The organism is Tepidiphilus thermophilus, from assembly GCF_001418245.1.
In the GTDB taxonomy this organism is placed as follows: domain Bacteria; phylum Pseudomonadota; class Gammaproteobacteria; order Burkholderiales; family Rhodocyclaceae; genus Tepidiphilus; species Tepidiphilus succinatimandens.
In genome coordinates this window covers 45,002-69,342 of sequence record NZ_LIPU01000001.1, presented here as the reverse complement: position 1 = coordinate 69,342, position 24,341 = coordinate 45,002, and the positions used below count along the sequence as shown (strand labels likewise).

Annotated in this window: 22 protein-coding genes; 13 read left to right on the top strand and 9 right to left on the bottom strand. The window is 66.3% G+C overall.

From position 1 onward, the window contains the following. Positions 1 to 197: 197 nt before the first annotated feature. The 3 genes from ASC37_RS00315 to ASC37_RS00305 are packed head-to-tail and all read left to right on the top strand — an operon-like array spanning position 198 to position 1,831. The gene (locus ASC37_RS00315; protein ID WP_055422464.1) at positions 198 to 818 is read left to right on the top strand and encodes an SCO family protein; all 621 of its coding nucleotides are present in this window, start codon (positions 198 to 200) and stop codon (positions 816 to 818) included. 31 nt (positions 819 to 849) lie between these two features. Further along, positions 850 to 1,332: a copper chaperone PCu(A)C gene (locus ASC37_RS00310; protein ID WP_055422463.1), complete on the top strand. Its 483-nt coding sequence runs from the start codon at positions 850 to 852 to the stop codon at positions 1,330 to 1,332. After that, the gene (locus ASC37_RS00305) at positions 1,322 to 1,831 is read left to right on the top strand and encodes a Crp/Fnr family transcriptional regulator (RefSeq protein WP_055422462.1); all 510 of its coding nucleotides are present in this window, start codon (positions 1,322 to 1,324) and stop codon (positions 1,829 to 1,831) included. The genes ASC37_RS00310 and ASC37_RS00305 overlap by 11 nt, the downstream gene beginning before the upstream one ends. On the opposite strand, the gene cfa is transcribed toward ASC37_RS00305, so the two are convergent. Together cfa and ASC37_RS00295 are read right to left on the bottom strand one after the other, a co-directional pair. Further along, complete coding sequence (cfa, locus tag ASC37_RS00300; RefSeq protein ID WP_072247868.1) at positions 1,824 to 3,017, bottom strand: cyclopropane fatty acyl phospholipid synthase; 1,194 nt, start codon at positions 3,015 to 3,017, stop codon at positions 1,824 to 1,826. The two genes, ASC37_RS00305 and cfa, sit on opposite strands and share 8 nt — an antisense overlap. Before the next feature lie 54 nt (positions 3,018 to 3,071). Then, entirely contained in the window at positions 3,072 to 4,538 is a 1,467-nt protein-coding gene (locus ASC37_RS00295; RefSeq protein WP_055422461.1) for a catalase, read from the bottom strand. Between the two features lie 288 nt (positions 4,539 to 4,826). Here ASC37_RS00295 and ASC37_RS00290 point away from each other — a divergent pair, with 288 nt between their 5' ends. Beyond that, positions 4,827 to 6,716: a potassium transporter Kup gene (locus ASC37_RS00290; RefSeq protein WP_055422460.1), complete on the top strand. Its 1,890-nt coding sequence runs from the start codon at positions 4,827 to 4,829 to the stop codon at positions 6,714 to 6,716. 57 nt (positions 6,717 to 6,773) lie between these two features. Here ASC37_RS00290 and ahpF read toward each other — a convergent pair whose 3' ends face one another. Further along, positions 6,774 to 8,357, bottom strand: a complete 1,584-nt coding sequence (gene ahpF / locus ASC37_RS00285) for an alkyl hydroperoxide reductase subunit F (protein WP_055422717.1) — start codon at positions 8,355 to 8,357, stop codon at positions 6,774 to 6,776. A gap of 168 nt (positions 8,358 to 8,525) precedes the next feature. Then, the gene (ahpC, locus tag ASC37_RS00280) at positions 8,526 to 9,089 is read right to left on the bottom strand and encodes an alkyl hydroperoxide reductase subunit C (RefSeq protein ID WP_055422459.1); all 564 of its coding nucleotides are present in this window, start codon (positions 9,087 to 9,089) and stop codon (positions 8,526 to 8,528) included. A gap of 262 nt (positions 9,090 to 9,351) precedes the next feature. Between ahpC and ASC37_RS00275 the strand changes: the two genes are divergently transcribed. Continuing rightward, complete coding sequence (locus ASC37_RS00275; RefSeq protein WP_055422458.1) at positions 9,352 to 13,248, top strand: DUF3683 domain-containing protein; 3,897 nt, start codon at positions 9,352 to 9,354, stop codon at positions 13,246 to 13,248. Between the two features lie 39 nt (positions 13,249 to 13,287). Here the strand turns inward: ASC37_RS00275 and ASC37_RS00270 are convergent, their stop codons facing one another. Both ASC37_RS00270 and pyrE read right to left on the bottom strand, forming a co-directional pair. Next, complete coding sequence (locus ASC37_RS00270; RefSeq protein ID WP_141054708.1) at positions 13,288 to 13,818, bottom strand: hypothetical protein; 531 nt, start codon at positions 13,816 to 13,818, stop codon at positions 13,288 to 13,290. A gap of 95 nt (positions 13,819 to 13,913) precedes the next feature. After that, positions 13,914 to 14,573 carry an orotate phosphoribosyltransferase gene (gene pyrE, locus ASC37_RS00265; protein ID WP_055422456.1) on the bottom strand — a complete coding sequence of 220 codons (660 nt, stop codon included), beginning with the start codon at positions 14,571 to 14,573 and terminating at the stop codon, positions 13,914 to 13,916. An 81-nt stretch (positions 14,574 to 14,654) separates the two neighbouring features. Here pyrE and ASC37_RS00260 point away from each other — a divergent pair, with 81 nt between their 5' ends. The 3 genes from ASC37_RS00260 to ASC37_RS00250 are packed head-to-tail and all read left to right on the top strand — an operon-like array spanning position 14,655 to position 16,373. Next, positions 14,655 to 15,455: an exodeoxyribonuclease III gene (locus ASC37_RS00260; protein ID WP_055422455.1), complete on the top strand. Its 801-nt coding sequence runs from the start codon at positions 14,655 to 14,657 to the stop codon at positions 15,453 to 15,455. A 27-nt stretch (positions 15,456 to 15,482) separates the two neighbouring features. After that, positions 15,483 to 16,040, top strand: a complete 558-nt coding sequence (locus tag ASC37_RS00255) for a hypoxanthine-guanine phosphoribosyltransferase (protein ID WP_055422454.1) — start codon at positions 15,483 to 15,485, stop codon at positions 16,038 to 16,040. A 12-nt stretch (positions 16,041 to 16,052) separates the two neighbouring features. Then, the gene (locus ASC37_RS00250) at positions 16,053 to 16,373 is read left to right on the top strand and encodes a DUF1840 domain-containing protein (protein ID WP_055422453.1); all 321 of its coding nucleotides are present in this window, start codon (positions 16,053 to 16,055) and stop codon (positions 16,371 to 16,373) included. A gap of 48 nt (positions 16,374 to 16,421) precedes the next feature. Here ASC37_RS00250 and murB read toward each other — a convergent pair whose 3' ends face one another. Further along, complete coding sequence (gene murB, locus ASC37_RS00245; RefSeq protein ID WP_055422452.1) at positions 16,422 to 17,468, bottom strand: UDP-N-acetylmuramate dehydrogenase; 1,047 nt, start codon at positions 17,466 to 17,468, stop codon at positions 16,422 to 16,424. Further along, on the bottom strand, positions 17,465 to 17,944 hold the full coding sequence (locus ASC37_RS00240; RefSeq protein ID WP_055422451.1) for a PACE efflux transporter: 480 nt from the start codon (positions 17,942 to 17,944) through the stop codon (positions 17,465 to 17,467). Before ASC37_RS00240 ends, murB begins: the two co-directional genes overlap by 4 nt. Positions 17,945 to 18,053: 109 nt before the next feature. On the opposite strand from ASC37_RS00240, the gene ASC37_RS00235 reads away from it, so the two are divergent. Genes ASC37_RS00235 through ASC37_RS00215 form a run of 5 tightly spaced genes read left to right on the top strand, consistent with a single transcriptional unit; the run spans position 18,054 to position 22,658 of the window. After that, on the top strand, positions 18,054 to 18,827 hold the full coding sequence (locus ASC37_RS00235; RefSeq protein ID WP_055422450.1) for an ABC transporter ATP-binding protein: 774 nt from the start codon (positions 18,054 to 18,056) through the stop codon (positions 18,825 to 18,827). After that, the gene (locus tag ASC37_RS00230) at positions 18,824 to 19,558 is read left to right on the top strand and encodes an ABC transporter ATP-binding protein (protein ID WP_055422449.1); all 735 of its coding nucleotides are present in this window, start codon (positions 18,824 to 18,826) and stop codon (positions 19,556 to 19,558) included. The genes ASC37_RS00235 and ASC37_RS00230 overlap by 4 nt, the downstream gene beginning before the upstream one ends. Before the next feature lie 13 nt (positions 19,559 to 19,571). Next, positions 19,572 to 20,435, top strand: coding sequence for a branched-chain amino acid ABC transporter permease (locus ASC37_RS00225; RefSeq protein ID WP_082438328.1), 864 nt, complete (start codon positions 19,572 to 19,574; stop codon positions 20,433 to 20,435). Between the two features lie 11 nt (positions 20,436 to 20,446). Next, the gene (locus tag ASC37_RS00220; RefSeq protein ID WP_055422447.1) at positions 20,447 to 21,406 is read left to right on the top strand and encodes a branched-chain amino acid ABC transporter permease; all 960 of its coding nucleotides are present in this window, start codon (positions 20,447 to 20,449) and stop codon (positions 21,404 to 21,406) included. A gap of 46 nt (positions 21,407 to 21,452) precedes the next feature. Continuing rightward, positions 21,453 to 22,658, top strand: coding sequence for an ABC transporter substrate-binding protein (locus tag ASC37_RS00215; protein WP_055422446.1), 1,206 nt, complete (start codon positions 21,453 to 21,455; stop codon positions 22,656 to 22,658). 37 nt (positions 22,659 to 22,695) lie between these two features. On the opposite strand, the gene ASC37_RS00210 is transcribed toward ASC37_RS00215, so the two are convergent. Beyond that, entirely contained in the window at positions 22,696 to 24,324 is a 1,629-nt protein-coding gene (locus ASC37_RS00210) for a peptide chain release factor 3 (protein WP_267885668.1), read from the bottom strand. Between the last annotated feature and the right edge of the window lie 17 nt (positions 24,325 to 24,341).

Below are 24,341 nucleotides of genomic sequence, written 5' to 3'. Positions count from 1 at the left end.
AAGGGGTCGCCGACGCAGGCGACGACGGGCGGCGTCATCGTAACGTTTCGTTTCCTGCGGCTCAATTGAGGATTGTCAATTTTCCCGGGGGCGGTTTTGACGTCGCGCAAACTCCCTGCGCGCACGCATTGTCAACTCGGTTGCGCACGCCTAAGATTGCCTCATCGGCAGATGTGCCGCACAAAGGTCGAGACACGATGACATGCCCGGATTTGCACCGTACCTTTGCGCTCATGCTGCTTCCCGCCGCGCTGCTGCTGTCGGCCTGCGAGAAGGTCTCATCGCCGCCCGCCTTTCACGCCACCGAGATCCGCGAAGCCAGCTTCGGCCGCGAGCTGCGCCTGCCCGACACGGAAGGGCGCGTGCGCACGCTCGCCGACTTCCGCGGCGAAGTGGTGGGCGTCTACTTCGGTTTCCTGCAATGCCCTGACGTGTGCCCCACGGCCCTGTCGCGCGCGGTGGAGGTGAAGCGGCTGCTGGGCGAAGAGGGGAAACGCTTTCGCATCGTCTTCGTCACGGTGGACCCCGAGCGGGATACACCCGAGGTCGTTCGAGCCTATCTCGACGCCTTCGATCCTTCGTTCGTCGGCCTGGTAGGAAGCCCGGAAGAGGTGGCCCGCACGGCCAAGGAATTCCGCGTCTATTACCGCAAGGTACCCACCGGCAGCTCCTACACGATGGATCACACCGCCACCACTTTCGTCTATAATGCCGACGGCAAGCTTCGACTGGCCGTACCCCATGCGCTTCCGGCCGAAGCATTCGCCGCCGACGTTCGGCGGCTGCTCGCCGAAGCGCCCGCTGCTCCAGGACGTTGATCGCCCGCTTTTCCCACGCAAGGAGTCGATGATGCCGACCACCCAAACCCGCCGTTCTCTCGGTCTCGCGCTGATGTTCGGCGCCTTCGCGCTGCCCGCCTGGGCGCAGACGGTCAAGGTCGAAGACCCCTGGGTCCAGGCCACGGTAGCGGGGCAGAAAGCCACGGCCGCCTTCATGAAGCTCACCGCCGACGCGCCGGTCAAGCTCACCGGCGGCAAGACGCCGGTCGCTCCCGTGGTGGAGATCCATGAAATGGTGATGGACGGCGACGTCATGAAGATGCGCGCCATCCCCGGCGGTCTGCCGCTCGAAGCCGGCAAGACGATGGAGCTCAAGCCCGGCGGCTACCACGTGATGCTCATTGACCTGCCCAAGCCCGTGGAAGTCGGCCAGAAAGTGCCGCTCACCCTCATCTTCACCGACGCGCAGGGCAAGGAATTCGAGGTTGCCGTGGAAGCGCCGGCGCGTCCGCTCAAACGCGATCACGGCCAGAAATCCAGCCATGGCATGTGAAACGCCTCTCACCGAGCGGCGTCTGGGCAAACGCGGCCAGGCGCTGGTCGTGGCAGGAGAGAGCGGCCCGGCCTGGCGGGTCGTGGAGGGGATCGTGCGGCTCGACCTGCCGGTCCCCTTCGGCGAGGAGCCCGGCGAGGAGCATTTCGTCGGCATCGCCTGGGGCGGCGACCTGATCGGGGCGGAAGCGCTGATGTTCGGCCGCTATGGCTACACCGCCACCGCCGTCACGCCGGTGCTGCTCGAAGGCTGGAGCCAAGTGGCCGCCAAGGAACCGGCGGCCCTGCTCTATGCCCGCTTCGAGCACCGCATGGGCGAGGTGCTGCGCCTGCGCGCGGGCAAGGCGCCCGAGCGCATCGCCCGCCTCTTCGAGCTTGCCCAGTCGGTCGGAGCCGAGCCGCTGCGCCTGCGCCTGCGCGACATCGCCGCGATCACGGGGCTGCGCATCGAGACCGTGTCGCGCACGCTCAAGGCGATGGAAGCCGGCGGCCTCAGCTGAGACGCCGGTAGCCTCCGGGCACGCCATCCGGCGAAAACACGAACTGCCACAGCTGGTTGGTACGCGCGCGGAACGTGCCGGCGCAGGCAAGCAGGTAGTAGCGCCACATGCGGTAGAAGCGCTCGCCGTAGCGCTCGCGAAAGCGCGGCCAGGCGGCTTCGAAGCGCTCGTACCAGGCCATCAGGGTCTTGTCGTAGTCGGCGCCGAAGTTGTGCAGGTCTTCCATCACGAACCAGTGCTCGCTCGCATCCGCCACTTCGCCGATCGAGGGCAGCTCCCCGTTGGGGAAGATGTATTTCTCGATCCACGGATCGGTGCCCCCACCGCGGCGGTTCTTGCCGATGGTGTGCAGCAGGAAGAGCCCGTCGTCGCGCAGGCTGCGGCGCGCCATGGCAAAATACGCCTTGTAGTTGCGCACCCCCACGTGTTCGAACATCCCCACCGAGGCGATGCGGTCGAACCGCTCCTTGCCATCGACGTTGAAGGTGCGGTAGTCGGCCAGGATGAAACGCACCGGCAGCCCCGTGCAGCGCTTCTGCCCCCAGGCGGCCTGGTCCTTGGAGATCGTCAGCCCCACGCACTCGACGCCGTAGTGCTCGGCGGCGTAGCGCATGAGGCTGCCCCAGCCGCAGCCGATGTCGAGCAGCCGCATCCCCGGTTCCAGCCCCAGCTTGCGGCAGATGAGGTCGAGCTTGGCCACCTGCGCCTCTTCCAGCGTCTTGGCGTTCGCCCAGTAGCCGCAGGAATAGGCCATGTAAGGATCGAGCATCGCTTCGAAGAAGTCGCTGCCCAGGTCGTAGTGCACCTCGCCCACGTGCCAGGCGCGGCGCACGGATTGCAGGTTGATGAGCCGCGCTTTCAGCGCCCGCCACACGAGCGAAGGATTTTTCACCCGCTCGTCGAGCCGCGCGCGCAGCACCCGGGCGAAGAACTCGTCGAGCCGCTCGCACTCCCACCAGCCGTCCATGTAGGCCTCGCCCAAGCCGAGACTGCCCTCGGCAAGCACGCGTTCGAGCACCTTGGGGTGTTTGATCTGGAAATCCCACGGCCGATCGCCGTCCAGTTTCACGTCGGCCTCGTCGAGCCAGGACTGCACCAGGGCCCGCAGCCGGTCGGCGCCGTGCGCCGGTCTCCTCGCCGGCCTCGGCCGTTCTTCGACCAAGCCTTGCTGTTGTAGTGTCGGCATATACCCCTCCAGGATGGAACGGAAGGCGGAGCCCTTCGGCCCCGCCTCGTTTCATCATAGACGATCGAGCGCGCGACGCACACCTTCGGCGTAGGCTGGATCGATCTGGGCAAAGAGGGCGAGCTGGCGCTCGACGATGAAATCCGGCACTCCTTTCATCGAACGCGCGAGGTTGCCATAGAGTCGCTCCTTGTGCGCCTCGTCGAAGAGCGCCCACAGCGCGCGCGGCTGCGAGAAGTCGTCGTTGCCGTCGCGATGGCTGTAGCGGTCGATCATGCCGATGGCCGACAGGGGCGGCTCCTTGACCTCGGGCCGCTCGACCGGACCACCGAAGGAGTTGGGCTCATAGTAGGCGTCCGGGTTTTCGTGGAAGTTGTCGAAGAAGCGCATCGACCCGTCCTTGTGGTAATGGTGCACCGGACAGCGCGGGCGGTTGACCGGCAGCGCCTCGTAGTGCGTCCCCAGGCGGTAGCGGTGGGCGTCGGCGTAGGAGAAGATGCGCGCCTGCAGCATCTTGTCGGGCGAGAATCCGATGCCCGGCACCACGTTCGAGGGCGAGAAGGCCGCCTGCTCGATCTCGGCAAAGTAGTTGTCCGGGTTGCGATCGAGTTCCATCACGCCCACTTCGATGAGCGGGGCGTCGCGATGCGGCCAAACCTTGGTGAGATCGAACGGATTCCAGCCGGTGCGCTCGCTCCAGGCGTCGGCCTCTTTCTCGCTCATCACCTGCACGTACATCGTCCAGCGAGGGTATTCGCCGCGCTCGATCGCGCCGAAGAGCGCCTCCTGGTAGCTCTCCCGCGTCTTGCCGATGATCGCTTCGGCCTCTTCGTCGGTGAGCGTCTCGTGCCCCTGCCGCGTCTTGAAATGGAACTTCACCCAGAAGCGCTCACCGGCCTCGTTCCAGAAGCTGTAGGTGTGGCTGCCATAGCCGTTCATGTGCATGGGCGAGCGCGGGATGCCCCGATCGGAGAAGAGGATGGTGAGCTGGTGCAGGCTCTCGGGCGAGAGCGACCAGAAGTCCCACATCGCCGTGGGCGAGCGCAGGTTGGTGCGCGGATGGCGCTTCTGCGTGTGGATGAAATCGGGGAACTTGTAGGCGTCGCGGATGAAGAAGACCGGCGTGTTGTTGCCCACGAGATCCCAGTTGCCTTCTTCGGTGTAGAACTTGAGCGCGAAGCCGCGCACGTCGCGCTCGGCATCGGCCGCGCCCATCTCGCCGGCCACCGTGGAGAAGCGCGCCAGCATGGGGATTTTCGCCCCGATCTGGGAAAATACCTTGGCACGGGAATACTTGCGGATGTCACCGGTGATGGTGAGCGTGCCGAACGCGCCCCAGCCCTTGGCGTGCACCACGCGCTCGGGGATGCGCTCACGGTTCTGGTGCGCGAGCTTTTCGAGCAGGACGTAGTCTTGCAGCAGCGTGGGGCCGCGTGGCCCGACGGTGAGCGAATTCTGGTTGTCGGCCACCGGCGCACCGGCCGTGGTGGTGAGATGATAGGGGCACTTCTGCTCGCTCATGGCGCGTTCTCCTTGCAGGGTCGAATGGCCGAACCACGCGGTCTGACGGTTTGAAAACAGGCACACCACGGGCTGCGGAACTCATGAAGGTGCAGCGCCTTCGCGCCGCGCCATCGACTTCATCATAGAAGAGGACTGCCCCGCGGCCAATCGTTCCTGCCTATCGACGGAATCAGGGAAAATTCCAGAATCGCCCTATGTCGTTCCCAAACCCCCGCCGATGACCTAAGATTGGCAAAGATCTCCCGGCGCGCCAGGGGCTGCGCCGCAAAAAAACGAGGAAAAGCCATGGAACATCGACCGTCGAGTGAAGCCCGCGGCAAGGAACTGGCGCTCTTGTGCCTGGGAGCGCTGGGGGTCGTCTACGGCGACATCGGCACGAGCCCGCTCTATGCGATGAAGGAAGTCTTCGCCGGCAACCATCCCATCGCCCTGGAGCGGGCCAACGTGCTCGGCAGCCTCTCGCTCTTCTTCTGGGCGCTCATCATCATCGTCGCCGTAAAATACGTTATTTTCATCATGCGCGCCGACAACCGCGGCGAGGGCGGCATCATGGCGCTCATCGCGCTCGCGCTGCGCGACACGCGCCCCGGCAGCCGCTCGCAGGCGGTCGTACTCGGCGTCGGCATCCTGGGCGCGGCCATGTTCTACGGCGACGGCATGGTCACGCCGGCCATCTCGGTGCTCTCGGCCGTGGAAGGGCTGCAGATCGCCGCACCGGCGCTGCATCACGTGGTGCTGCCGGTGTCGCTGACGGTGCTCCTCATCCTGTTCTACCTGCAGCACCACGGCACGACGCTCGTCGGGCATGCCTTCGGGCCGGTGATGTTGGTCTGGTTCGTGGTGCTGGCGCTCCTTGGCCTCAACCAGATCCTCGATGCGCCGGAAGTGCTCGCCGCCCTCAGCCCGGCGTACGCAATCTCCTTTCTCGTGCACCATCACGCGATGGCCCTGGTGGCGATGGGCAACGTCGTGCTGGCGATCACCGGGGCGGAGGCGCTCTACGCCGACATGGGGCACTTCGGACGCAAGCCCATCCGGCGCAGCTGGTTCCTGCTGGTCTTGCCCGCGCTGGTGCTCAACTACTTCGGCCAAGGTGCGCTGCTGCTGCGCGACCCTTCCGCAATGCAGAACCCCTTCTATTTCATGGCCCCCGAATGGGCGCTCTACCCCATGCTGGGCCTGGCGACGCTGGCGACCGTCATCGCCTCCCAGTCCGTCATCTCGGGCGCCTTCTCCATCACCCGGCAAGCGATCCAGCTGGGGTTCCTGCCGCGCATGGAAGTACGCCACACCTCGGAGCGCGAGCAGGGGCAAATCTACATACCCGTGCTCAACTGGGCGCTGATGGCCGCGGTGATGCTGCTGGTGCTCGGGTTCCGCTCCTCGAACAACCTCGCGGCGGCCTACGGCCTGGCGGTGACCGGTGACATGGTGATCACCTCGCTTTTGGCCACCGTGGTGGCCGCCCGCGTCTGGGGCTGGGGCTGGGCCCGCGCCGTGGCGCTCTTCGCCTGCTTCCTCGCGGTGGAATTGACCTTCCTCACCGCCAACGTGCTGAAGATTCCCGATGGCGGCTGGTTCCCGCTGTGCGTGGGGCTGGTGGTCTTCGTGGTGATGCTCACCTGGAAGCAGGGGCGGGAACTGCTCATCGAGCGGCTCGAGGGCGGACGCATGAGCCTTGTCGGCTTCATCGAGTCGCTGCGCGGCGGCATGCCGCTGCGCGTGCCGGGCACGGCGGTCTTTCTCAACGCCCACCCCGACCGCGTGCCGCACGCCTTGCTGCACAACCTCATGCACAACAAGATCCTGCACGAGCGCGTAGTGGTGGCCAGCGTGCACTTCGAGGACGTTCCCTACGTGCCACCTGAGGAACGGCTGGAAATCCGGGAGCTGCCGGAGAACTTCTGGCAGGTGATCGTGCGCTATGGTTTCATGGACGAGCCCGATCTGCCAGCCGCGCTCGTCGGCGCCGCCCCCAGAGGGTTGGAGTGCGAGCCGCTCGCCACTTCGTGGTTTCTGGGTCGCGAAACGGTCATTCCCCGCCCCAGTCCCGAGATGCGGCAGTGGCGCAAGCGGATCTTCGTCGCCCTGCATCGCAACGCCGGCAGCGTCACCGCCTTCTTCAAGATTCCGCCCAACCGCGTCGTCGAGCTCGGCACCCAAGTGCTGCTGTAGACGCAACAGCCTCCCGCCGGGAAGGACGGGAGGCGAACCAAAAATCGGGCTTGCTCCTTACGACTGCGCCGGGGCGAGCCGAATCAGATAATCGAACGCCGACAGCGCCGCCTTGGCCCCCTCGCCCATGGCGATGACGATCTGCTTGTAGGGCACCGTGGTGCAGTCGCCAGCCGCGAACACCCCCGGAGCGGAAGTCGTGCAGCGCGCGTCGATCTCGATTTCGCCGAAGCGGTTGCGCGCCACCGCCCCTTCGAGCCAGTCGGTGTTGGGCACCAGGCCGATCTGCACGAACACGCCGGCCAATTCCACCGTATGCTCTTCGCCCGTTGCACGGTCGCGGTAGCGCAGGGCGTTCACCTTGCTCCCATCGCCAAGAATTTCCATGGTCTGGGCGTTGGTGACGATGGTCACGTTGGGCAGGCTCCTGAGCTTGCGCTGCAGCACCGCATCGGCGCGCAGGGCATCGGCGAATTCGATGAGCGTGACGTGCTCGACGATGCCGGCCAGATCGATCGCCGCCTCCACGCCGGAATTGCCTCCGCCGATCACCGCCACTTTCTTGCCTTTGAAGAGCGGCCCGTCGCAGTGCGGGCAGTAGGCCACTCCCCGGCCGCGGTATTCCTGCTCGCCGGGCACGCCCAGCTCCCGCCAGCGCGCGCCGGTGGCGAGGATCACCGCCTTGGCCCCGAGCTCGGCGCCGTTGGCGAGCGCCACCTTCGCCGTCTTGCCCGGCTCGGCGGGAACGTCAAGGCGTACCGCGCGCTGATGATTCATAATATCTACATCATAGGCCTTGACGTGCTCTTCGAGCCCCGCGACGAGCTTGGGCCCCTCGGTCTCCTTCACCGAGATGAAGTTCTCGATGGCGAGCGTGTCCATCACCTGACCGCCGAAGCGCTCGGCCACGATCCCGGTGCGCAATCCTTTGCGCGCGGCGTAGATCGCCGCTGCGGCCCCGGCCGGTCCACCGCCGACGATGAGGATGTCGAACTCGCCTTTCTGGGAGAGCCGCGCCCGCTCGCGCGCTTCGGCCTGCGTGTCGACCTTGGCGAGGATCTCCGGCAGCTCCATGCGTCCTTGGCCGAAGAGCTCGCCGTTGAGATAGACGGTGGGCACGGCCATGATCTGCTTGGCCTCGACCTCGGCGGGGAAGCTCGCCCCGTCGATCATCACCGCCTGCACCTTCGGATTCAAGGCGGCCATGGTGTTGACCGACTGCACCACCTCCGGGCAGTTGTGGCACGACAGCGACACGTACACTTCGAAAGAGAGCGGCGACTCCAGGCTCTTGACCTGCTCGATCACCTCCGGCTCGAGCTTGGGCGGGTAGCCGCTCACCTGCAGCAGCGCGAGAATGAGCGAGGCGAACTCGTGCCCCAGCGGCAAGCCGGCGAAATGCACCCGCGGGGCTTCGCCGGGGCGCGTCACCGCGAACGCCGGGCGCCGACCGCCGGCGACTTCCTCACCCACCGCTTCGCGCACCGTCACCTTGCCGCCGCCGGCAGCGACGATCTCCTGCACCAGCTCGGCCAGCTGCCGACCGCGCTCGCTGTCGTCGAGCGCCGTGACGAGCTCGATCGGCCCGGCGAGCCGGGTCAGATATTGCGTCAAGGCGTTCTTCGTTTCTTGATCGAGCAATGCCATGGTAAATCCCCCCTTCGTCGAAACTTCGGATGAAAAAAGCCCCTCGGCCTCTTTCGGCCGACGTCTCCGTGATGCAAGGAAAAGGCGCCGCCGCCTCGTGCGGACGGTCGGCGCCCGGAATCTGGCTCCAACCGGGAGTGACCGCGGTTGGAATCCAGGCGATCAGATCTTGCCGACCAGATCGATGGAAGGCTTGAGCGTCTCGGCGCCTTCGTTCCACTTGGCCGGGCAGACTTCACCCGGATGCTCGGCCACGTACTTGGCAGCTTTCACTTTGCGCAGCAGCTCGGCGGCATTGCGGCCGATGCTGTTGTCGTTGACCTCCATCCCCTTGATGACGCCGTTGGGGTCGATGATGAAGGTGCCGCGCAGCGCCAGGCCTTCTTCTTCGATCAACACGTCGAAGGCGCGCGCCAGTTTCTGCGCCGGGTCGCCGAGCATGGGATAACGCACTTTCTTGATGGCGGGCGACGCCTCGGCCCAGGCTTTGTGCGTGAAGTGGGTGTCGGTCGACACGGAATAGATCTCGCAGTTGATCTTCTTGAACTCGTCGTACAGATCGGCGAGGTCTTCGAGTTCGGTCGGGCACACGAAGGTAAAGTCGGCCGGATAGAAGACGAACACCGACCAATGGCCGCGCAGATCGGCGTCGGTCACTTCGACGAACTTGCCGTTGTGATAAGCCTGCACTTTGAACGGAACGACTTGGGTGTTGATCAAGCTCATAACGGTTCCTCCTGTCTGGGTTTGCACATGGCGCCGGTCGGCCGACCGGCGGAGGCCCGGCGCTGCTGCCGGTCACCACGCGAACCATTCTAGGTCAGGTTCCAGGCAAAATCCAATCGTTCCTGGCAAACGTCATGATAGTTAAAAACTATCAAAAAAACACATGATTTAAAGCGTTCTCAATGATCCACACTTCCGTCGTGGGCGACGCCTTTCGGGACATGCGCTAGAATTGCCCCTCGAACCGTGCCCGGAGAGGATGATGGACCCGCGTCTGCGCGAAATCCCCTACAACTACACCTCCTTGTCCGACCGTGAGATCGTGATCCGGCTGCTGGGCGAGGAAGCCTGGGCGATCCTGGAGGCCCTGCGCGCCGAGCGCGTCACCGGCCGCTCGGCCCGCATGCTCTTCGAGATTCTCGGCGACATCTGGGTGGTGCGGCGCAACCCCTTTCTCGAAGACGATCTGCTCGCCAACCGCAAGCGGCGCCAGGCACTCGTCGAAGCCCTGCGCCACCGGCTCGACGAGGTGGAGAAACGGCGCGTGGCAAGCGCCGCCGCCGATCCCGAGCGCGCCGCGCGCGTGGCGCGTCTGGTCGAGCTCACGGCGGCCGCGATCGACGCCTTCGAGCGCTCCTTCGGCGAAACCGAACGGCTGCGCAAGGACGTGCTGCGCGTGCTGTCGCGCCACACGCGCCGCGACAACATCCGCTTCGACGGGCACGCACGCGTCTCGCACGTCACCGACGCCACCGACTGGCGCGTGGAGCTGCCCTTCGTCGTGCTCACGCCGGACACCGAAGAGGAAATCGCTCCGCTGGTGCGCGGCTGCATCGAGCTAGGGCTGACCATCATCCCGCGTGGCGGCGGTACCGGCTACACCGGCGGCGCCGTGCCGCTCGATGCGCGCTCGGCCGTCATCAACACGGAGAAGCTCACCTCGCTCGGCCCGGTCGAGGAGGTGGATCTGCCCGGGCGCGAAGGGCCATTGCCGCAGCGCTACCCCACCATCCGCACCGGCGCGGGCGTCGTCACGCAGCGCGTGGCCGATGCCGCGACCGCCGCGGGGCGCGTCTTCGCCGTCGACCCCACCTCGGCCGAAGCCTGCTGCATCGGCGGCAACATCGCCATGAACGCCGGCGGCAAGAAGGCGGTGCTGTGGGGCACGGCGCTCGACAACCTGCTGTGGTGGAAAATGGTCACGCCCGACGGCAACTGGCTCGAAGTCGAGCGGCTCGAGCACAACCTCGGCAAGATCCACGAGCAGGAGACGGTCTACTTCCGCCTGCGCCGCTTCGACGGGCTCACCTACGCGCCTTTGGGCGAGGAGATCATCAGCGCGCCGGGCGCGACGATGCGCAAACCGGGCCTGGGCAAGGACGTCACCGACAAATACCTGCACGGCATCCCCGGCATCCAGAAGGAAGGCACCGACGGCCTCATCGTGGCCGCGCGCTGGGTGCTGCACAAGATGCCGCCGGTCACGCGCACCGTCTGCCTCGAATTCTTCGGCCAGGTGCGCGACGCGGTGCCGGCCATCGTCGAGATCACCGACTACTTCAAGCCCGGCGGCGAAGGGCACGCAGCCGGAGTGCAACTGGCCGGCCTCGAGCACCTCGACGAGCGCTACGTCAAGGCCGTGGGCTATACCACCAAGGCCAAGCGCCGCGGTCGGCCCAAGATGGTGCTGGTGGGCGACATCGTCGGCCACGACGAAGAGGCGGTGATGCGCGCCGCCTCCGACGTGGTGCGGATGTGCAACAAGCGCGACGCCGAAGGTTTCATCGCCGTCACCCCCGAGCAGCGCAAGCGCTTCTGGCTCGAACGCTCCCGCACCGCGGCCATTTCCCGGCATACCAACGCCTTCAAGATCAACGAAGACGTCGTCATTCCCCTGCCCAAGATGGGCGAGTACTGCGACGCCGTCGAGCGCATCAACATCGAGCTGTCGCTCGACAACAAGCTCGCCCTGTGCGACCGGCTCGAAGCCTTCCTGCGCGAACCCAAGCTGCCGCTCGATCCGGGCGACGCCGACCTGCCGCCGGAGACGCTCATCGGCGAGAAGCGCGAGCACGCGCTCGAGCTCGTCGACGCGGTGCGCCGGCGCTGGCGCTGGCTGCGCGACCACCTCGACCTGCCGCTCGCCGAAGCCGAGCCGCACTTCGCCGCATACGGCATCGAAGCGGGCGAACTCACCAACCAGGCCGAGGCGCTCACGCTCTTCCACCGCCTGCAGGACTACTCCATCCGCGTCTCCTGGAAACGCGAACTGCGCCCGGGGCTCATGCGCATTTTCGACGGCGACGTCTTCCGCCCCACGCGCGAGCGCATCCTCGAGCTCCACGAGCAGGTCAAGCGCGGTCGGCTCTTCGTGGCGCTGCACATGCACGCCGGCGACGGCAACGTGCATACCAACATCCCGGTCAATTCCGACGACTATGAAATGCTGCAGACCGCCAACCGCGTGGTCGACCGCATCATGGCGGTGGCGAAGTCGCTGGGCGGGGTCATCTCCGGCGAGCACGGCATCGGCATCACCAAGATCGACTATCTCGACGAGGAGCAGCTTCGCCCCTTCTGGGACTACAAACGCCGCATCGACCCCAAGGGGGCGTTCAACCGCGGCAAGCTCATGCCTGGCGGCAACCTCTCCCGCGCCTACACGCCCTCGTTCAACCTGCTCGGGCACGAGTCGCTCATCATGGAGCAGACCGAGATCGGGGCGATCGCCGACGACATCAAATCCTGCCTGCGCTGCGGCAAATGCAAACCCGTGTGCTCGACGCACGTGCCGCGCGCCAATCTCCTCTACAGCCCGCGCGACAAGATCCTCTCCACCTCGCAGCTCATCGAGGCGCTGCTCTACGAGGAGCAGACGCGCCGCGGCGTGTCGCTGGCGCACTGGGCCGAGTTCGAAGACATCGGCGATCACTGCACCGTCTGCCACAAGTGCGAGAAACCCTGCCCGGTGGACATCGACTTCGGCGACGTCTCGATCAAGATGAGGAACCTGCTGCGCAAGCAGGGGAAGAATTCCTTCAACCCGGGCACGAAGGCGGCGATGCTGCTGCTCACGATCAAGGACCCGACCACGGTCAAGCTCGTGCGCAAGACCATGGTCGAGTGGGGCTACAAGGCGCAGCGCCTGGCGCATCATTGGGCCAAGCGCCTCGGGCTCATCCAGGAGCAGACGCGCCGCCCGCCGCTCACCGTGGGCAAGCCGCCGATCCGCGAGCAGGTGATCCACTTCGTGAACAAGCCCATGCCGGGCAATCTGCCCAAGCGCACGGCACGGCAACTCCTCGACATCGAGGACCAGACGGTGATCCCGGTGATCCGCAACCCGCAGGTGCCGGCGGGCGAGTCGGAAGCCGTGTTCTACTTCCCCGGCTGCGGCTCCGAGCGCCTCTTCAGCCAGGTGGGTCTGGCCACCCAGGCCATGCTCTACCACGTGGGCGCCACCACGGTGCTACCGCCGGGCTACCTCTGCTGCGGCTATCCGCAAACGGCCGCCGGCAACGACGACAAGGGGCAGCGCATCACCACCGAGAACCGCGTGCTCTTCCATCGCGTGGCCAACACGCTCAACTATCTCGACATCAAGACCGTGGTCGTCTCCTGCGGCACCTGCATGGACCAGCTGCTCGACTACCACTTCGAGCAGATCTTCCCTGGCTGCCGCCTGCTCGACATCCACGAATACCTGATGGAGAAAGGCATCGCGCTCGATGGCATTCCCGGCGTGCGCTACATGTACCACGAGCCCTGCCACACGCCGATGAAGCAGTACGCCGGCATCGAGGTGACGAAGAAACTGCTGGGCACCGAGGTCGTGCTCAACGACCGCTGCTGCGGCGAATCGGGAACGCTCGCCGTCACGCGGCCGGACGTGTCGACGCAGGTGCGTTTCCGCAAGCAGGAAGAACTGGAGAAGGACGCCGCGCGGCTTCGCGCCGACGCCGCGCCGGGCACGCCGGTGAAGGTGCTCACCTCCTGCCCCAGCTGCCTGCAGGGGCTGAGCCGCTTCGAGCACGACGCGGGAGGGCTGGATGCCGATTACGTGGTGGTGGAACTGGCGAAGCACCTGCTCGGCCCTGAGTGGCTCGAGCGCTACGTCGAGGCCGCCAACCGCGGCGGGATCGAGCGCGTGCTCCTGTGAGCTTGGCGCGGCCCGTCTGTGGGACGGGCCGCGCCGGGATCATCGCCCCTGCTGCTGTGCGCGCAAGGCTTCTTCGAGCTCACGGCGCTCGGCAGCGAGGCGCTCCGCCGCCGTGCGCCGCTCGTCCAAGAGGCGCTGCAGGGTCGGCACGAGCGCATCGGGGTCCGTCCCCTCGGCGAGCAGGGCGCGGATCTGGGCGATCTGCCGGTCGTAGTCGGCCAACTGCGCGTCGCGCCAGGCATCGAACGCCTGCAACGTCGGAAAAGCCTGCAGCAGACGCTCCTGCTTGCGGCGCAGGCCCTGTTCCTGCGGCGAGAGCGCCCCGGCCCCGCTTGCCTCCTGACGCTGCGCCCGCTCGGCCGCCGGATCGATCACCTTGCGGATCATGCCGCTGTCGTCGACCAGCCAGTATTTGCGCCCATAACACTCGGCGGGCAACGGGTTGCCGCACACGCGCCGGCCGTTGGCATCGTCGCAGCATGCCACCCCGGTCGGGCCGCCCGCCGTGGCCGACGCCATGACCGCCGCCAGCGCCCCCATCAAGACCCCACCCCCGATCCACCGCCCCATCGTCCCCGGCCCTCACGGCTCGATCCGCATATGATATGCGATAAGGACGATCGATACCACGTCCACCTTGGCATGGGCGTGCCGGGAGGACTTTCTCATGCGCGGCGCGCCGCCTCGCCCTGCACGCCATAGCGCTCGCGATACGCCCGCACCGCCGGTAGGTGCTCGCGCAGCCGCGGATCGTCGGCAAGCAGCGCAAGCAAGTCCTCGAGCGTGGCTACGGCGATCACGGGGATGCCGAAGCGCCGGCTCACTTCCTGGGCGGCGGACTCCTCGCCCTCGCCGCGCTCCATGCGATCGAGCGCGATCACCACGCCTGCCGGCTCCGCCCCGTGAGCGCGGATGAGTTCGATGGAGGCGCGCACCGAAGTGCCCGCCGAGATCACGTCGTCGACGATGAGGATGCGCCCGCGCAGCGGCGCGCCGATGAGCCGCCCGCCCTCGCCGTGGTCCTTGGCTTCCTTGCGATCGAAGGAGAAAGGCTTGTCGAACCCCCGCTCAGCGAGCCGGATCGCCACCCCCGTCACCAAGGGAATGCCCTTGTAGGCCGGCCCGAAGAGCCCGTCGAAAGCGATGCCGCTCGCGAGGATCGCCTCGACGTAGAAACCGCACAGCGCGCGAAACGAGGCTCCGTCGTCGAAGAGCCCCGAGTTGAAGAAATACGGCGAGCGGCGCCCCGCCTTGGTGATGAACTCCCCGAAGCGCAGCACCCCTTTTTCACAGGCCAGGCGCAGGAATTCCCGGCTAAAATCCATGAACTTCCCCTTTTTCATGCACGCAACGGCCGGCAATGGTACGCGCCGGCCCGCCTTGCCGCAAGCCACCCCGGAGACGACATGACGCTGCGCATCCTCACGCTCAACCTCAACGGCATCCGCTCTGCCGCGGACAAAGGATTCTTCCGCTGGCTACCCTCGCAAGAGGCCGACCTCGTCGCCGTGCAGGAGCTCAAGGCGCAGGAAAAGGACCTCACCACGGAGATGCGCCACCCCGACGGTTACAGCGGACACTTCCATTTCGCCGAGAAGAAGGGCTACTCCGGGGTCGGCCTCTACCTGCGCCAGCCTCCGCTCGAACTCGTCGCCGGCATCGGCGAGCCCGAGTTCGACGCCGAAGGGCGCTATCTCGAGGCGATCTATCCCGGTCTCTCCGTGGTCTCGCTCTATCTGCCCTCCGGCTCGGCCGGCCCCGAGCGGCAGGCGTCCAAGTTCCGCTTCATGGAGGCGTTCTTTCCCAAGCTGCGCGAGCTGCGCCACTGCGGCCGCGAGGTGGTGATCTGCGGCGACTGGAACATCGCCCACACCGAGAAGGATCTCAAGAACTGGCGCAGCAACCAGAAACACTCCGGGTTTCTCCCCGAAGAACGCGCCTGGCTCACGCGCGTGTTCGACGAACTGGGCTGGGTCGACGTCTATCGCCGCCTCTACCCCGAGGCCACGGAAGAAGGCTACACCTGGTGGTCCAACCGCGGCCGCGCCTGGGAGAAGAACGTGGGCTGGCGCATCGACTACCAGATCGCCACGCCCGGCATCGCCGCCACGGCCCGCGCCGCCTGGGTCTACAAAGACGAGCGATTCTCCGATCACGCCCCGCTCATCGTCGACTACGACTTCGAACTGCCGCAAAATCCGCGATAATTGCCCTTTTTTCTCACGGGACCCTCGATGAACCCCAAAGTCGAAGCCATGCGCCGTGTGCTCGCCGAGGCCGAGTGCATCGCCGATTCCAGCCAAGTGCAGCGCGCCATCGATCGCGTCGCCGCCGAGATCACGGAAGTGCTCGCCGAGCGCGACCCGCTCGTGTATGTGGTCATGAAAGGCGCCGTCGTCTTCGCCGGTCAGATCCTGCCGCGGCTGCGCTTTCCGCTGGAAGTCGCCTATCTGCACGCCACGCGCTACCATGACACCACCGCCGGCAGCCGGCTGGAGTGGCGGGTGGAACCCACCGCGCCCATCGAGGGACGCCCCGTGCTCGTGCTCGACGACATCCTCGACGAAGGCTATACGCTCGCGGCGGTGATGCAGCGGCTGCGCGACGAAGGCGCCGAGGACGTCTATCTCGCGGTACTCTGCCACAAGCTGCACGAACGCAAAGCCTATCCCGGCATGCGGGCCCACTTCACCGGCCTGGAAATCCCCGATCGCTACGTCTTCGGCTACGGCATGGACTATAAAGGGTACTGGCGCAACGCCGACGGCATCTACGCCGTACGGGAACCCTGAGGAGGATTCACCATGCTCGTCACCTTCAAATCCGACGCCGATGCCGACATCGTCATGTACCGCAAGCACGCCGAGCCCATCCTGCGGCTGCTGGGCAAGGACGTCGAGCGCGGCATCCTCACACCCGAAGCGCTGCCGCAGGCCATCGCCACGCTCGAAGCCGCGATCGAGGCCGACCGCCGGGCGCACCCGGGGCTGGACGAAGCCGAAGAAGAAAAGGCCAAGGAAGAAGGCAAGGAAGTGCCGGTGGAATTCCACCGCCGTGCCTGGCCGCTGCTGCAGATGATGAAGCGCGCGCTCGCCGAGAAGAAACCGGTCGTCTGGGGCATCTGACCCGCCCTGCACCGTCGGCCTCGCCGCCCAACCGGCGGAGGAAAACGGCTACGCCAGCGGCTGCACCACCCCTTCGCAGCCCACGAGCACCGGTTCCACCTCCAGCCGCACACCGAAACGCTCGGCCACCGTTTCGCGCACGCGGCGCGCGAGCGCGAGGAAATCCGCTCCTTTCGCTCCCCCCGCGTTGCACAGCACCAGCGCCTGGCGCTCATGCACCGCCGCGCCCCCTTCGCGCACCCCTTTGAGGCCGCAGCGCTCGATCATCCAGCCTGCGGCGAGCTTGACGCGCCCATCCGGCAAGGCGTGGCGCGGCAGCTCGGGATGGTGCGCCGCCAGGCGTTCGGCCACCTCGGGCGATACCACCGGGTTCTTGAAGAAACTGCCGACGTTGCCCTGCACGCGGGGATCGGGCAGTTTGCGCGCCCGGATCTCGGCCACCGCCGCGTACACTTCGGCGGGCGAGACGTCTTGCCCCAGGCCGGCGAAGCGGCGCTGCAAATCGGGATAGTCGAGCCGCGGCGGCTCGTTCCGCGGCAGGCGGAAGGTTACCGCCGTGATCACCATGAAAGCGGACTCCCGCGCCTTGAAGCGGCTCGTGCGGTAGCCGAAACCACACTCGGCGGCCGGCAGCCGCCACGCCAGCCCCGTGTCGCGCTCCACCCCCTCGACCCAGGCGATGCGCTCGCCCACCTCCAGCCCGTAGGCGCCGACGTTTTGCACCGGCACCGCCCCCACGCTGCCGGGAATGGCGGCGAGGTTCTCCAGCCCACCCCAGCCCTGCGCCACGCACCAGCGCACGAACCCGTCCCACGGCTCCCCGGCGGCCGCGCGTACGAGCCGGGCCGCGTCGTCTTCCGCCAGCAGTTCGCGCCCGCGGGTAGCCAGGCGCACCACCCGTCCGGCGAAGTCTTCGAGGAAGACGACGTTGCTGCCCCCGCCCAGCACCAGCTCCGGCATCGGCGCGGCTTCGCGCCGCTCGCGCCAGCGGGCGAGATCGGCTTCTTCTTCCAGCACGAGCAGTTCGCGCGCCCGGGCGGGCACCCCGAGGGTAGTCCAGGCCGAAAGATCGACGTCCGTGAAACGCTGCATCATTCCCCTTGATCCGGACCGATGGGAAAGAGCCGGTCGTAGCACCAGTTGAAGACGTAAGCATAAACGGTATAGGCGAGCGCGAGCCCCAGATCGGCCACGAGCGCCTCGAGCCATCCCAGGCCGGTCCAAGCGACGATCACCGGCAAGGTGAGGAACAGGAGCCCGCCCTCGAACCCGAGCGCGTGCACGATGCGCCACGAAGGGGGGCGCAGGTCGGCACGGCGGCCCGCCAGACGCGCCTCCAGCCGGTCGAACACCGTGTTGTAGAGGGCATTCCACAGCGCGGCGATGAGCGCAAGGAGCGCCAGCAAACCCAAGGAATCGAGCACCGGCGCGCCGCTCGCCCAAGAAAAAGGCGGCGTGATGAGCACGAGACCGCCGGCTTCGAACGCCAGCACCTGGCGCAGGCGATCGCGCCAGGTGCGCAAGGCCACGCCGCCATCCTTCGCCCGGAACGTCTGGTTGCGCTCTTCCATCGGCGGCGATTGTACCGCCCCACCCCAGGTAAACCCTAGTTTGCAGGGGGCGGTTTTTCCGCTATCCTGCCCCGCCAAGATCGGGATCCTGGGAGGGACGAGGGTGGCGATGCTCGAACTGGAAGGCATCGTGATGGCTTTTGGCGGCTTTCGTGCCGTCGACGGCGTCACGCTGCGCGTCGAGGAAGGGCAGGTGCTCGGGCTCATCGGCCCCAACGGCGCAGGCAAGACGACGCTCTTCAACGTGATCGCCGGTGCCTATACGCCCACGGCCGGCACCATCCGTTTCCTGGGCGAAGACATCACGCGGCTGCGCACCGACGAGCGTTTCCACAAAGGGCTGGTGCGCACCTTCCAGATCCCGCACGAATTCCACCGTCTGAGCGTGCTGGAAAACCTCATGGTGGTGCCGCCGCACCAACCGGGCGAGAACCTCTTCGCCAACTGGTTCGACTGGCGAAAGGTTCGCCGCGTAGAGGAAGAGGTGCGGCAGAAGGCGATCGAGGTGCTCGCCTTCCTCGAACTCACCCACGTGGCCAACGAGCGCGCCGGACATCTCTCTGGCGGACAGAAGAAACTGCTGGAGCTCGGCCGCACCATGATGACCGACGCGAAACTCGTGCTCCTCGACGAACCGGCGGCCGGGGTGAACCGCACCCTGCTGCGCAAGCTCGAAGAGAAGATCCAGATCCTCAACCGGGAATGGGGCTACACCTTCATCCTCATCGAACACGACATGGAGATGATCGCCAAGCTCTGCCACCCCGTCGTCTGCATGGCCGAAGGCAAGGTGCTCACCCAGGGGGAATTCCTCGACGTGCGCAACGACCCCCGCGTGCTCGAAGCCTATCTGGGCGAAACGGTGACGGAGGAAGCCGCATGAATGCGACCACGGCCCGCGACCGCCCCCAGCCCATCCTCGTCATGCACCAGGTGCGCGGTGGCTATGGCGATGCCGACATCCTGCAGGGCGTCTCGCTCGCGGTGATGCCGCAGGAAATCGTGGTCATCGTCGGCCCCAACGGCGCGGGCAAGTCGACGGCGATGAAGGCGGTGTTCGGGCTGGTGCGCATCCGCAGCGGTGCCATCGTCTTCGACGGCGAGGACATCACCGGCTGGAGCCCGGATCGCATCGTGCGCCGCGGTATCTCCTACGTGCCGCAGGTCGACAACGTCTTTCGCGAGATGACGGTGCATGAGAACCTGGAGATGGGCGCCTTCCTCTCCAAGGGTGATCTGAGCGCGGCCTTCGATCGCATCTACGCCCTCTTCCCCGACCTGAAGGCCAAGCGCCACGCCCTCGCCGGCGACCTCTCCGGCGGGCAGCGCCAGATGGTGGCCATGGGCCGCGCCCTCATGCTCGAGCCCAAGCTTTTGCTGCTCGACGAGCCCACCGCCGGGCTCTCCCCCAAGTACATGCAGCAGATCTTTCAAATCTGCCGCGACGTGCGCGACTCGGGCGTGTCGATCCTGCTGGTGGAGCAGCACGCCAAACAGGCGCTCGCCTTCTGCGACCGCGGCTACGTGCTCGCCACCGGCGCCAATCGTCACGAAGGCAGCGGCCGCGAGCTTCTCGAAGATCCCGAAATCGCCCAGATGTTCCTCGGCGGATGAAGGGCCGACCATGATGGAATTCCTCAACTTCTACGTCGTTCCCGGCATCGTGACCGGCTCGGTCTATGCACTCGGGGCGATCGGCATCACGCTCATCTTCGGCATCCTGCGCTTCGGCCATTTCGCCCATGGCGATCTCGCCACCAGCGGAGCCTATCTCGCCCTGGGCGCGACGACGCTGCTTGGACTCATGCCCTGGGCGGCGCTGCCGGTGGCGATGGTCCTCACGGCGCTCCTTGCCTATGGCATTCACCGCCTCTTCTACCGCCATCTCGAATCCCGGCCCAAGATCCTCACCGTGATCGCCTCGCTCGGCATCGGCATGATGCTGCGCTCCATCGTCCAGGTCGTCTGGGGTGTGGATCCGCTCGCCTACGGCAGCGGCATCGCCCGGGCCCAAGCCTTCGGCCCCCTGATGCTGCGCCCGCGCGAGATCGCCACGCTCGCGCTCACGCTCGCGCTGGTGGCGGTACTGCTCGCCTTCCTGCGCTACAGCAAGTGGGGCAAGGCGATGCGGGCGATGTCCGACAACCCCGATCTGGCCCGCCTGTGCGGCGTCGACAACGACCGAGTCACCCGGCTCACCTGGTTCATCGTCGGGGCGCTCGCGGCCGCCTCGGGCTTTTGCCTGGGCATCAACACCGAGCTCACCACCATGATGGGCTGGTCGGCGATGCTGTCGATGTTCGCCGCCGCGGTGCTGGGCGGCGTGGGGCGCGTGGAAGGGGCGGTGGTGGGCGGCCTGGTGATCGGCCTTGCCGAGGAGCTCTCGGTACTCGTCGTGCCCAGCCCCTACAAATCGGCCACCGCCTTCGTCATCCTGCTCGCCATCCTGCTGCTGCGGCCACAGGGCATCTTCAAGGGCAAAGTGCTGTAAGGAGCAACGCCATGGCCTCGATCGGCCTCATCAATTACGCCACCTTCATGGGCGCCATGATCGGCATCTACGGGGTGCTCGCCCTGGGGCTGAACATCCAGTGGGGCGTCACGGGGCTCTTCAACGCCGGCATCGCCGGCTTCTTCGCCGTGGGCGCCTACCTCTCGGCGCTCCTCACCGCCCCGCCCTCGCCCGAGCGCATCATGGGCTGGGAACTCCCCGTGCTCGTCGGCTGGCTCGGCGCCATGGCCGGGGCGGCGCTCATCGCCTGGCCCATCGGACGCATCTGCCTGCGTTTCCGTTCCGATTATCTGGCGATCGCCACCATCGGCGTGGCCGAGGTGATCCGGCTCGTGCTGCGCACCGAGGAAGGGCTCTCCGGCGGCGCCCGCGGCATCACCGGGGTGCCCCGCCCCTTCGGCGGCTTCGACTACTCGCTGTCGCAGTTCGCCTACTTCGCCCTGGTGATCGCCGTGCTGCTCCTCGTTTATTGGGCCCTGGAGCGCCAGCTCGCCGCGCCCTGGGGGCGGATGATGAAGGCGATCCGCGACAACGAGCAGGCCGCCGCCGCCATGGGCAAGAACGTCGAGAAGCGGCGCCTCGAAGCCTTCGTGCTGGGCGCGGCGGTGATGGGCCTGGCCGGAGCGCTCTACGTGCACTTCATGCGCGCCATCACGCCCGAGGCCATCGACCCCATGATCGCCACCTTCCTCGTATGGATCATGCTGATCCTGGGCGGCTCGGGCAACAACCGCGGCGCCATTCTGGGGGCGATCATCGTCTGGCTCATCTGGTCGATGTCGGAATTCATCACCGACCAGCTCCCCGCCGAGGTCGCCACCCAGGCCAAGTACATCCGAGTCTTCCTCATCGGCCTGATGCTGCAGCTCATCCTGCGTTTCCGCCCCGAAGGATTGTTGCCGGAAGAAAGCGGGCAGCGCACCGCTTCCCTTCCTCCTTCCCCGCGCTAAACTCCAACGACTACCCCCTCGAAACCTCACCCGAAGGAGACCGACCATGAAGAAGAAAATCCTCGCCTCGCTCAGCGTCCTTGCCCTCGGCGGGGCGATCGCAAGCGCCCCGGCCATGGCGCAGAACGTCAAGGTGGCTTATCTCGTGGCTATCACCGGGCCGATCGCCGGCATGGCGCCGACGATGGTGCAGTCGATGAAGTTCGCCGCCGAGCAGGTCAACGCCCAGGGCGGTATCGGCAACGGCGGCAAGCTCGATCCCCAAGTCTACGATTCCGGCTGCAACCCGCAGCTCGCCACCGACGCCGCCACCAAGGCGGTGAACGTCAACGGCGTGATCGGCATCGTCGGCCCCTCCTGCTCCGGGCCGGTGATCGCGGTGGCCAATTCCGTGAGCGTGCCGGCCGGCGTGCTCCTCATCACCTCCTCGGGCACCTCGCCCAAGATCAGCACGCTGGATGACAAAGATCTCGTCTTCCGCACCGTGCCGTCCGACGACTACCAGGGCCGGGCGCTCGCGCGCACGATCAGGGCCCGCGGCATCGACAAGGTGGCCATCACCTATCTCAACAACGACTACGGCCTGGGGCTGGCCGAAGCCTTCACCGACGAATTCAAGAAACAGGGCGGCACCGTCACCGCCAGCCGGGCGCACGAAGACAAGAAAGCCTCGTACCGCTCGGATCTGGCCGAACTCGCCAAGGGCGGAGCCGACACGCTGGTGGTCTTCGCCTACGGCAACTCCTCCGGCCTCACCATCCTGCGCCAGGCGATCGAGAACGGGTTTTTCAAGAATTTCGTTGGCGCCGACGGCATGCGCGACGAGGGCATGGTCAAGACCCTGGGCCCGGACAATCTCAAGACCCTTCTCGTCTCGGCTCCGGCCGGGGCAACGGGCACCGGGTTCGAGAAGTTCAGCAAAGACTTCAAGGCCGCCGGCGGCGACCCCAACGGAACCTTCGCCGCCACGAGCTACGACGCCGCCTTCCTCATGGCCTTGGCGATCGAGAAGGCCGGCGGCGACAAGGCGAAACTGCCCCAGGCGCTGCGTGAAGTCGCCACCGCCCCGGGCGAACCCATCCTGCCGGGCGAATGGGCCAAGGCGAAGAAACTGATCGCCGAAGGCAAGGACATCGATTACAAAGGCGCCGCGGGGGATCAGGAATTCGACGCGCACGGCGACGTGCCGGGCGACTACGTCCTCTACAAAGTAGGCGGCAGCGGCTTTGCCGAAATCGAACGCATGAAGTGATGGCCGGCGCCGCCCTGCGCCCATGCGGGGCGGCGCTTCAGCCGAAGACCTGGCGGTGCTCGCGCGTGGCGCGAAACTGCACCGTCGGGTACTTCTCCATCGTCACCTCGAGGTTGTAGCGCGACGAGGCCAGATACACCGGATTGCCGTCGATGTCGCGCGCAAGGCGCAGGGCCTGCTCGCGCTCGAAGCGCGCGCGCGTGGCCTCGTCCGGATAGACCAGCCAGCGGGCGGTGTGGATCTCCGCCGGCTCGAAGATCGCCTCCACGCCGTATTCGCTGCGCAGCCGCTCGGCCACGATCTCGAACTGCAGCACCCCGACCGCCCCGAGCAGGAGCTGACCGCCCTCGAGCTCGAACACCTGGATCGCCCCTTCCTCGCCCAGTTCCTTCAAGCCCTTGTGCAGCTGCTTGGCTTTGAGCGGATCGCGCAGCCGCGCCATGCGGAAGAGCTCCGGCGCGAAGTAGGGGATGCCGGTGAAGCCGAGCTTCTCGCCCTCGGTGAGGGTGTCGCCGATCTGCAGCTGACCGTGGTTGTGGATGCCGATGATGTCTCCGGCGAAAGCCTCTTCCTGGATCGCGCGCTCGTTGGCCATGAAGGTGATGGCGTTGGCAAGGCGCATCTCGCGCCCGGCGCGCACGTGCCAGGCTTTCATGCCGTTGCTGTAGCGACCGGAGCAGACGCGAAAGAAGGCGATGCGGTCGCGGTGCTTCGGATCCATGTTCGCCTGGATCTTGAAGACGAAGCCGGAGAATTTTTCCTCGCTGGGCAGGACCAGACGCACCCCGGCATCGCGCGGCTGCGGTGGCGGTGCCCAGTCGATGAGCGCCCGCAGCACTTCCTGCACGCCGAAATTGTTGATCGCTGAACCGAAGAAGACCGGCGTCTGCCGCCCGGCAAGAAATTCCCCCAGAGAAAAAGGGGAAAGCGCCTCGCGCGCCAGCGCCACCGCCTCGCGCATTGCGCCAACCTCGGCAGGAAAACGCGCATCGAGCTCCGGGTTGGCAATCCCCGCGATCACCTCGGCCGCCACCCGTTTCTCCTCGCCCGGGCGGAACACGAGCGTGCGGTCGTGCAGCAGGTGATACACCCCACGAAAAGCCTTGCCACTGCCGATGGGCCAAGTGATGGGTGCGCAGTCGATTTTGAGCACCGATTCGATCTCGTCGAGTAGCTCGAAGGGCTCGCGCACCTCCCGATCCATTTTGTTGATGAATGTGATGATGGGCGTGTCGCGCAAACGGCACACTTCCAGGAGTTTGATCGTTTGCGCCTCCACCCCTTTGGCCGCGTCGATCACCATCACGGCACAGTCGACCGCCGTGAGCACGCGGTAGGTGTCTTCGGAAAAATCCTGGTGGCCCGGCGTATCGAGCAGATTGACCACGCACCCATCGTATTCGAACTGCATCACAGAGGAAGTCACCGAGATGCCACGCTGCTTCTCCACCTCCATCCAGTCGGAGGTGGCGTGCCGCGCCGACTTGCGCGCTTTCACGGTACCGGCCAGTTGAATCGCTCCACCAAAGAGGAGCAGCTTCTCGGTGAGGGTGGTCTTGCCCGCGTCCGGGTGCGCAATAATGCCAAAGGTGCGCCGCCGCGTCACCTCCTGCGCCAGTCGTTCTGCCAATGCCTCGCCCATGTCCGTCTTTTCTGGGAAAATCATTCATTTTAGCAGCAGGA

Excerpts from the sequence above, each read along its gene's own strand:
- ASC37_RS00225 (WP_082438328.1), top strand. The coding sequence starts at position 19,572 with ATGGAATTCCTCAACTTCTACGTCGTTCCCGGCATCGTGACCGGCTCG.
- ASC37_RS00210 (WP_267885668.1), bottom strand. The coding sequence starts at position 24,324 with ATGATTTTCCCAGAAAAGACGGACATGGGCGAGGCATTGGCAGAACGA.
- ASC37_RS00240 (WP_055422451.1), bottom strand. The coding sequence starts at position 17,944 with ATGGAAGAGCGCAACCAGACGTTCCGGGCGAAGGATGGCGGCGTGGCC.
- pyrE (WP_055422456.1), bottom strand. The coding sequence starts at position 14,573 with ATGGATTTTAGCCGGGAATTCCTGCGCCTGGCCTGTGAAAAAGGGGTG.
- cfa (WP_072247868.1), bottom strand. The coding sequence starts at position 3,017 with ATGCCGACACTACAACAGCAAGGCTTGGTCGAAGAACGGCCGAGGCCG.
- ASC37_RS00295 (WP_055422461.1), bottom strand. The coding sequence starts at position 4,538 with ATGAGCGAGCAGAAGTGCCCCTATCATCTCACCACCACGGCCGGTGCG.
- ASC37_RS00215 (WP_055422446.1), top strand. The coding sequence starts at position 21,453 with ATGAAGAAGAAAATCCTCGCCTCGCTCAGCGTCCTTGCCCTCGGCGGG.
- ahpC (WP_055422459.1), bottom strand. The coding sequence starts at position 9,089 with ATGAGCTTGATCAACACCCAAGTCGTTCCGTTCAAAGTGCAGGCTTAT.
- ASC37_RS00315 (WP_055422464.1), top strand. The coding sequence starts at position 198 with ATGACATGCCCGGATTTGCACCGTACCTTTGCGCTCATGCTGCTTCCC.
- ASC37_RS00260 (WP_055422455.1), top strand. The coding sequence starts at position 14,655 with ATGACGCTGCGCATCCTCACGCTCAACCTCAACGGCATCCGCTCTGCC.
- ASC37_RS00290 (WP_055422460.1), top strand. The coding sequence starts at position 4,827 with ATGGAACATCGACCGTCGAGTGAAGCCCGCGGCAAGGAACTGGCGCTC.
- murB (WP_055422452.1), bottom strand. The coding sequence starts at position 17,468 with ATGATGCAGCGTTTCACGGACGTCGATCTTTCGGCCTGGACTACCCTC.
- ASC37_RS00255 (WP_055422454.1), top strand. The coding sequence starts at position 15,483 with ATGAACCCCAAAGTCGAAGCCATGCGCCGTGTGCTCGCCGAGGCCGAG.
- ASC37_RS00310 (WP_055422463.1), top strand. The coding sequence starts at position 850 with ATGCCGACCACCCAAACCCGCCGTTCTCTCGGTCTCGCGCTGATGTTC.
- ASC37_RS00230 (WP_055422449.1), top strand. The coding sequence starts at position 18,824 with ATGAATGCGACCACGGCCCGCGACCGCCCCCAGCCCATCCTCGTCATG.
- ASC37_RS00235 (WP_055422450.1), top strand. The coding sequence starts at position 18,054 with ATGCTCGAACTGGAAGGCATCGTGATGGCTTTTGGCGGCTTTCGTGCC.
- ASC37_RS00275 (WP_055422458.1), top strand. The coding sequence starts at position 9,352 with ATGGACCCGCGTCTGCGCGAAATCCCCTACAACTACACCTCCTTGTCC.
- ASC37_RS00250 (WP_055422453.1), top strand. The coding sequence starts at position 16,053 with ATGCTCGTCACCTTCAAATCCGACGCCGATGCCGACATCGTCATGTAC.
- ASC37_RS00270 (WP_141054708.1), bottom strand. The coding sequence starts at position 13,818 with ATGGGGCGGTGGATCGGGGGTGGGGTCTTGATGGGGGCGCTGGCGGCG.
- ASC37_RS00220 (WP_055422447.1), top strand. The coding sequence starts at position 20,447 with ATGGCCTCGATCGGCCTCATCAATTACGCCACCTTCATGGGCGCCATG.
- ASC37_RS00305 (WP_055422462.1), top strand. The coding sequence starts at position 1,322 with ATGGCATGTGAAACGCCTCTCACCGAGCGGCGTCTGGGCAAACGCGGC.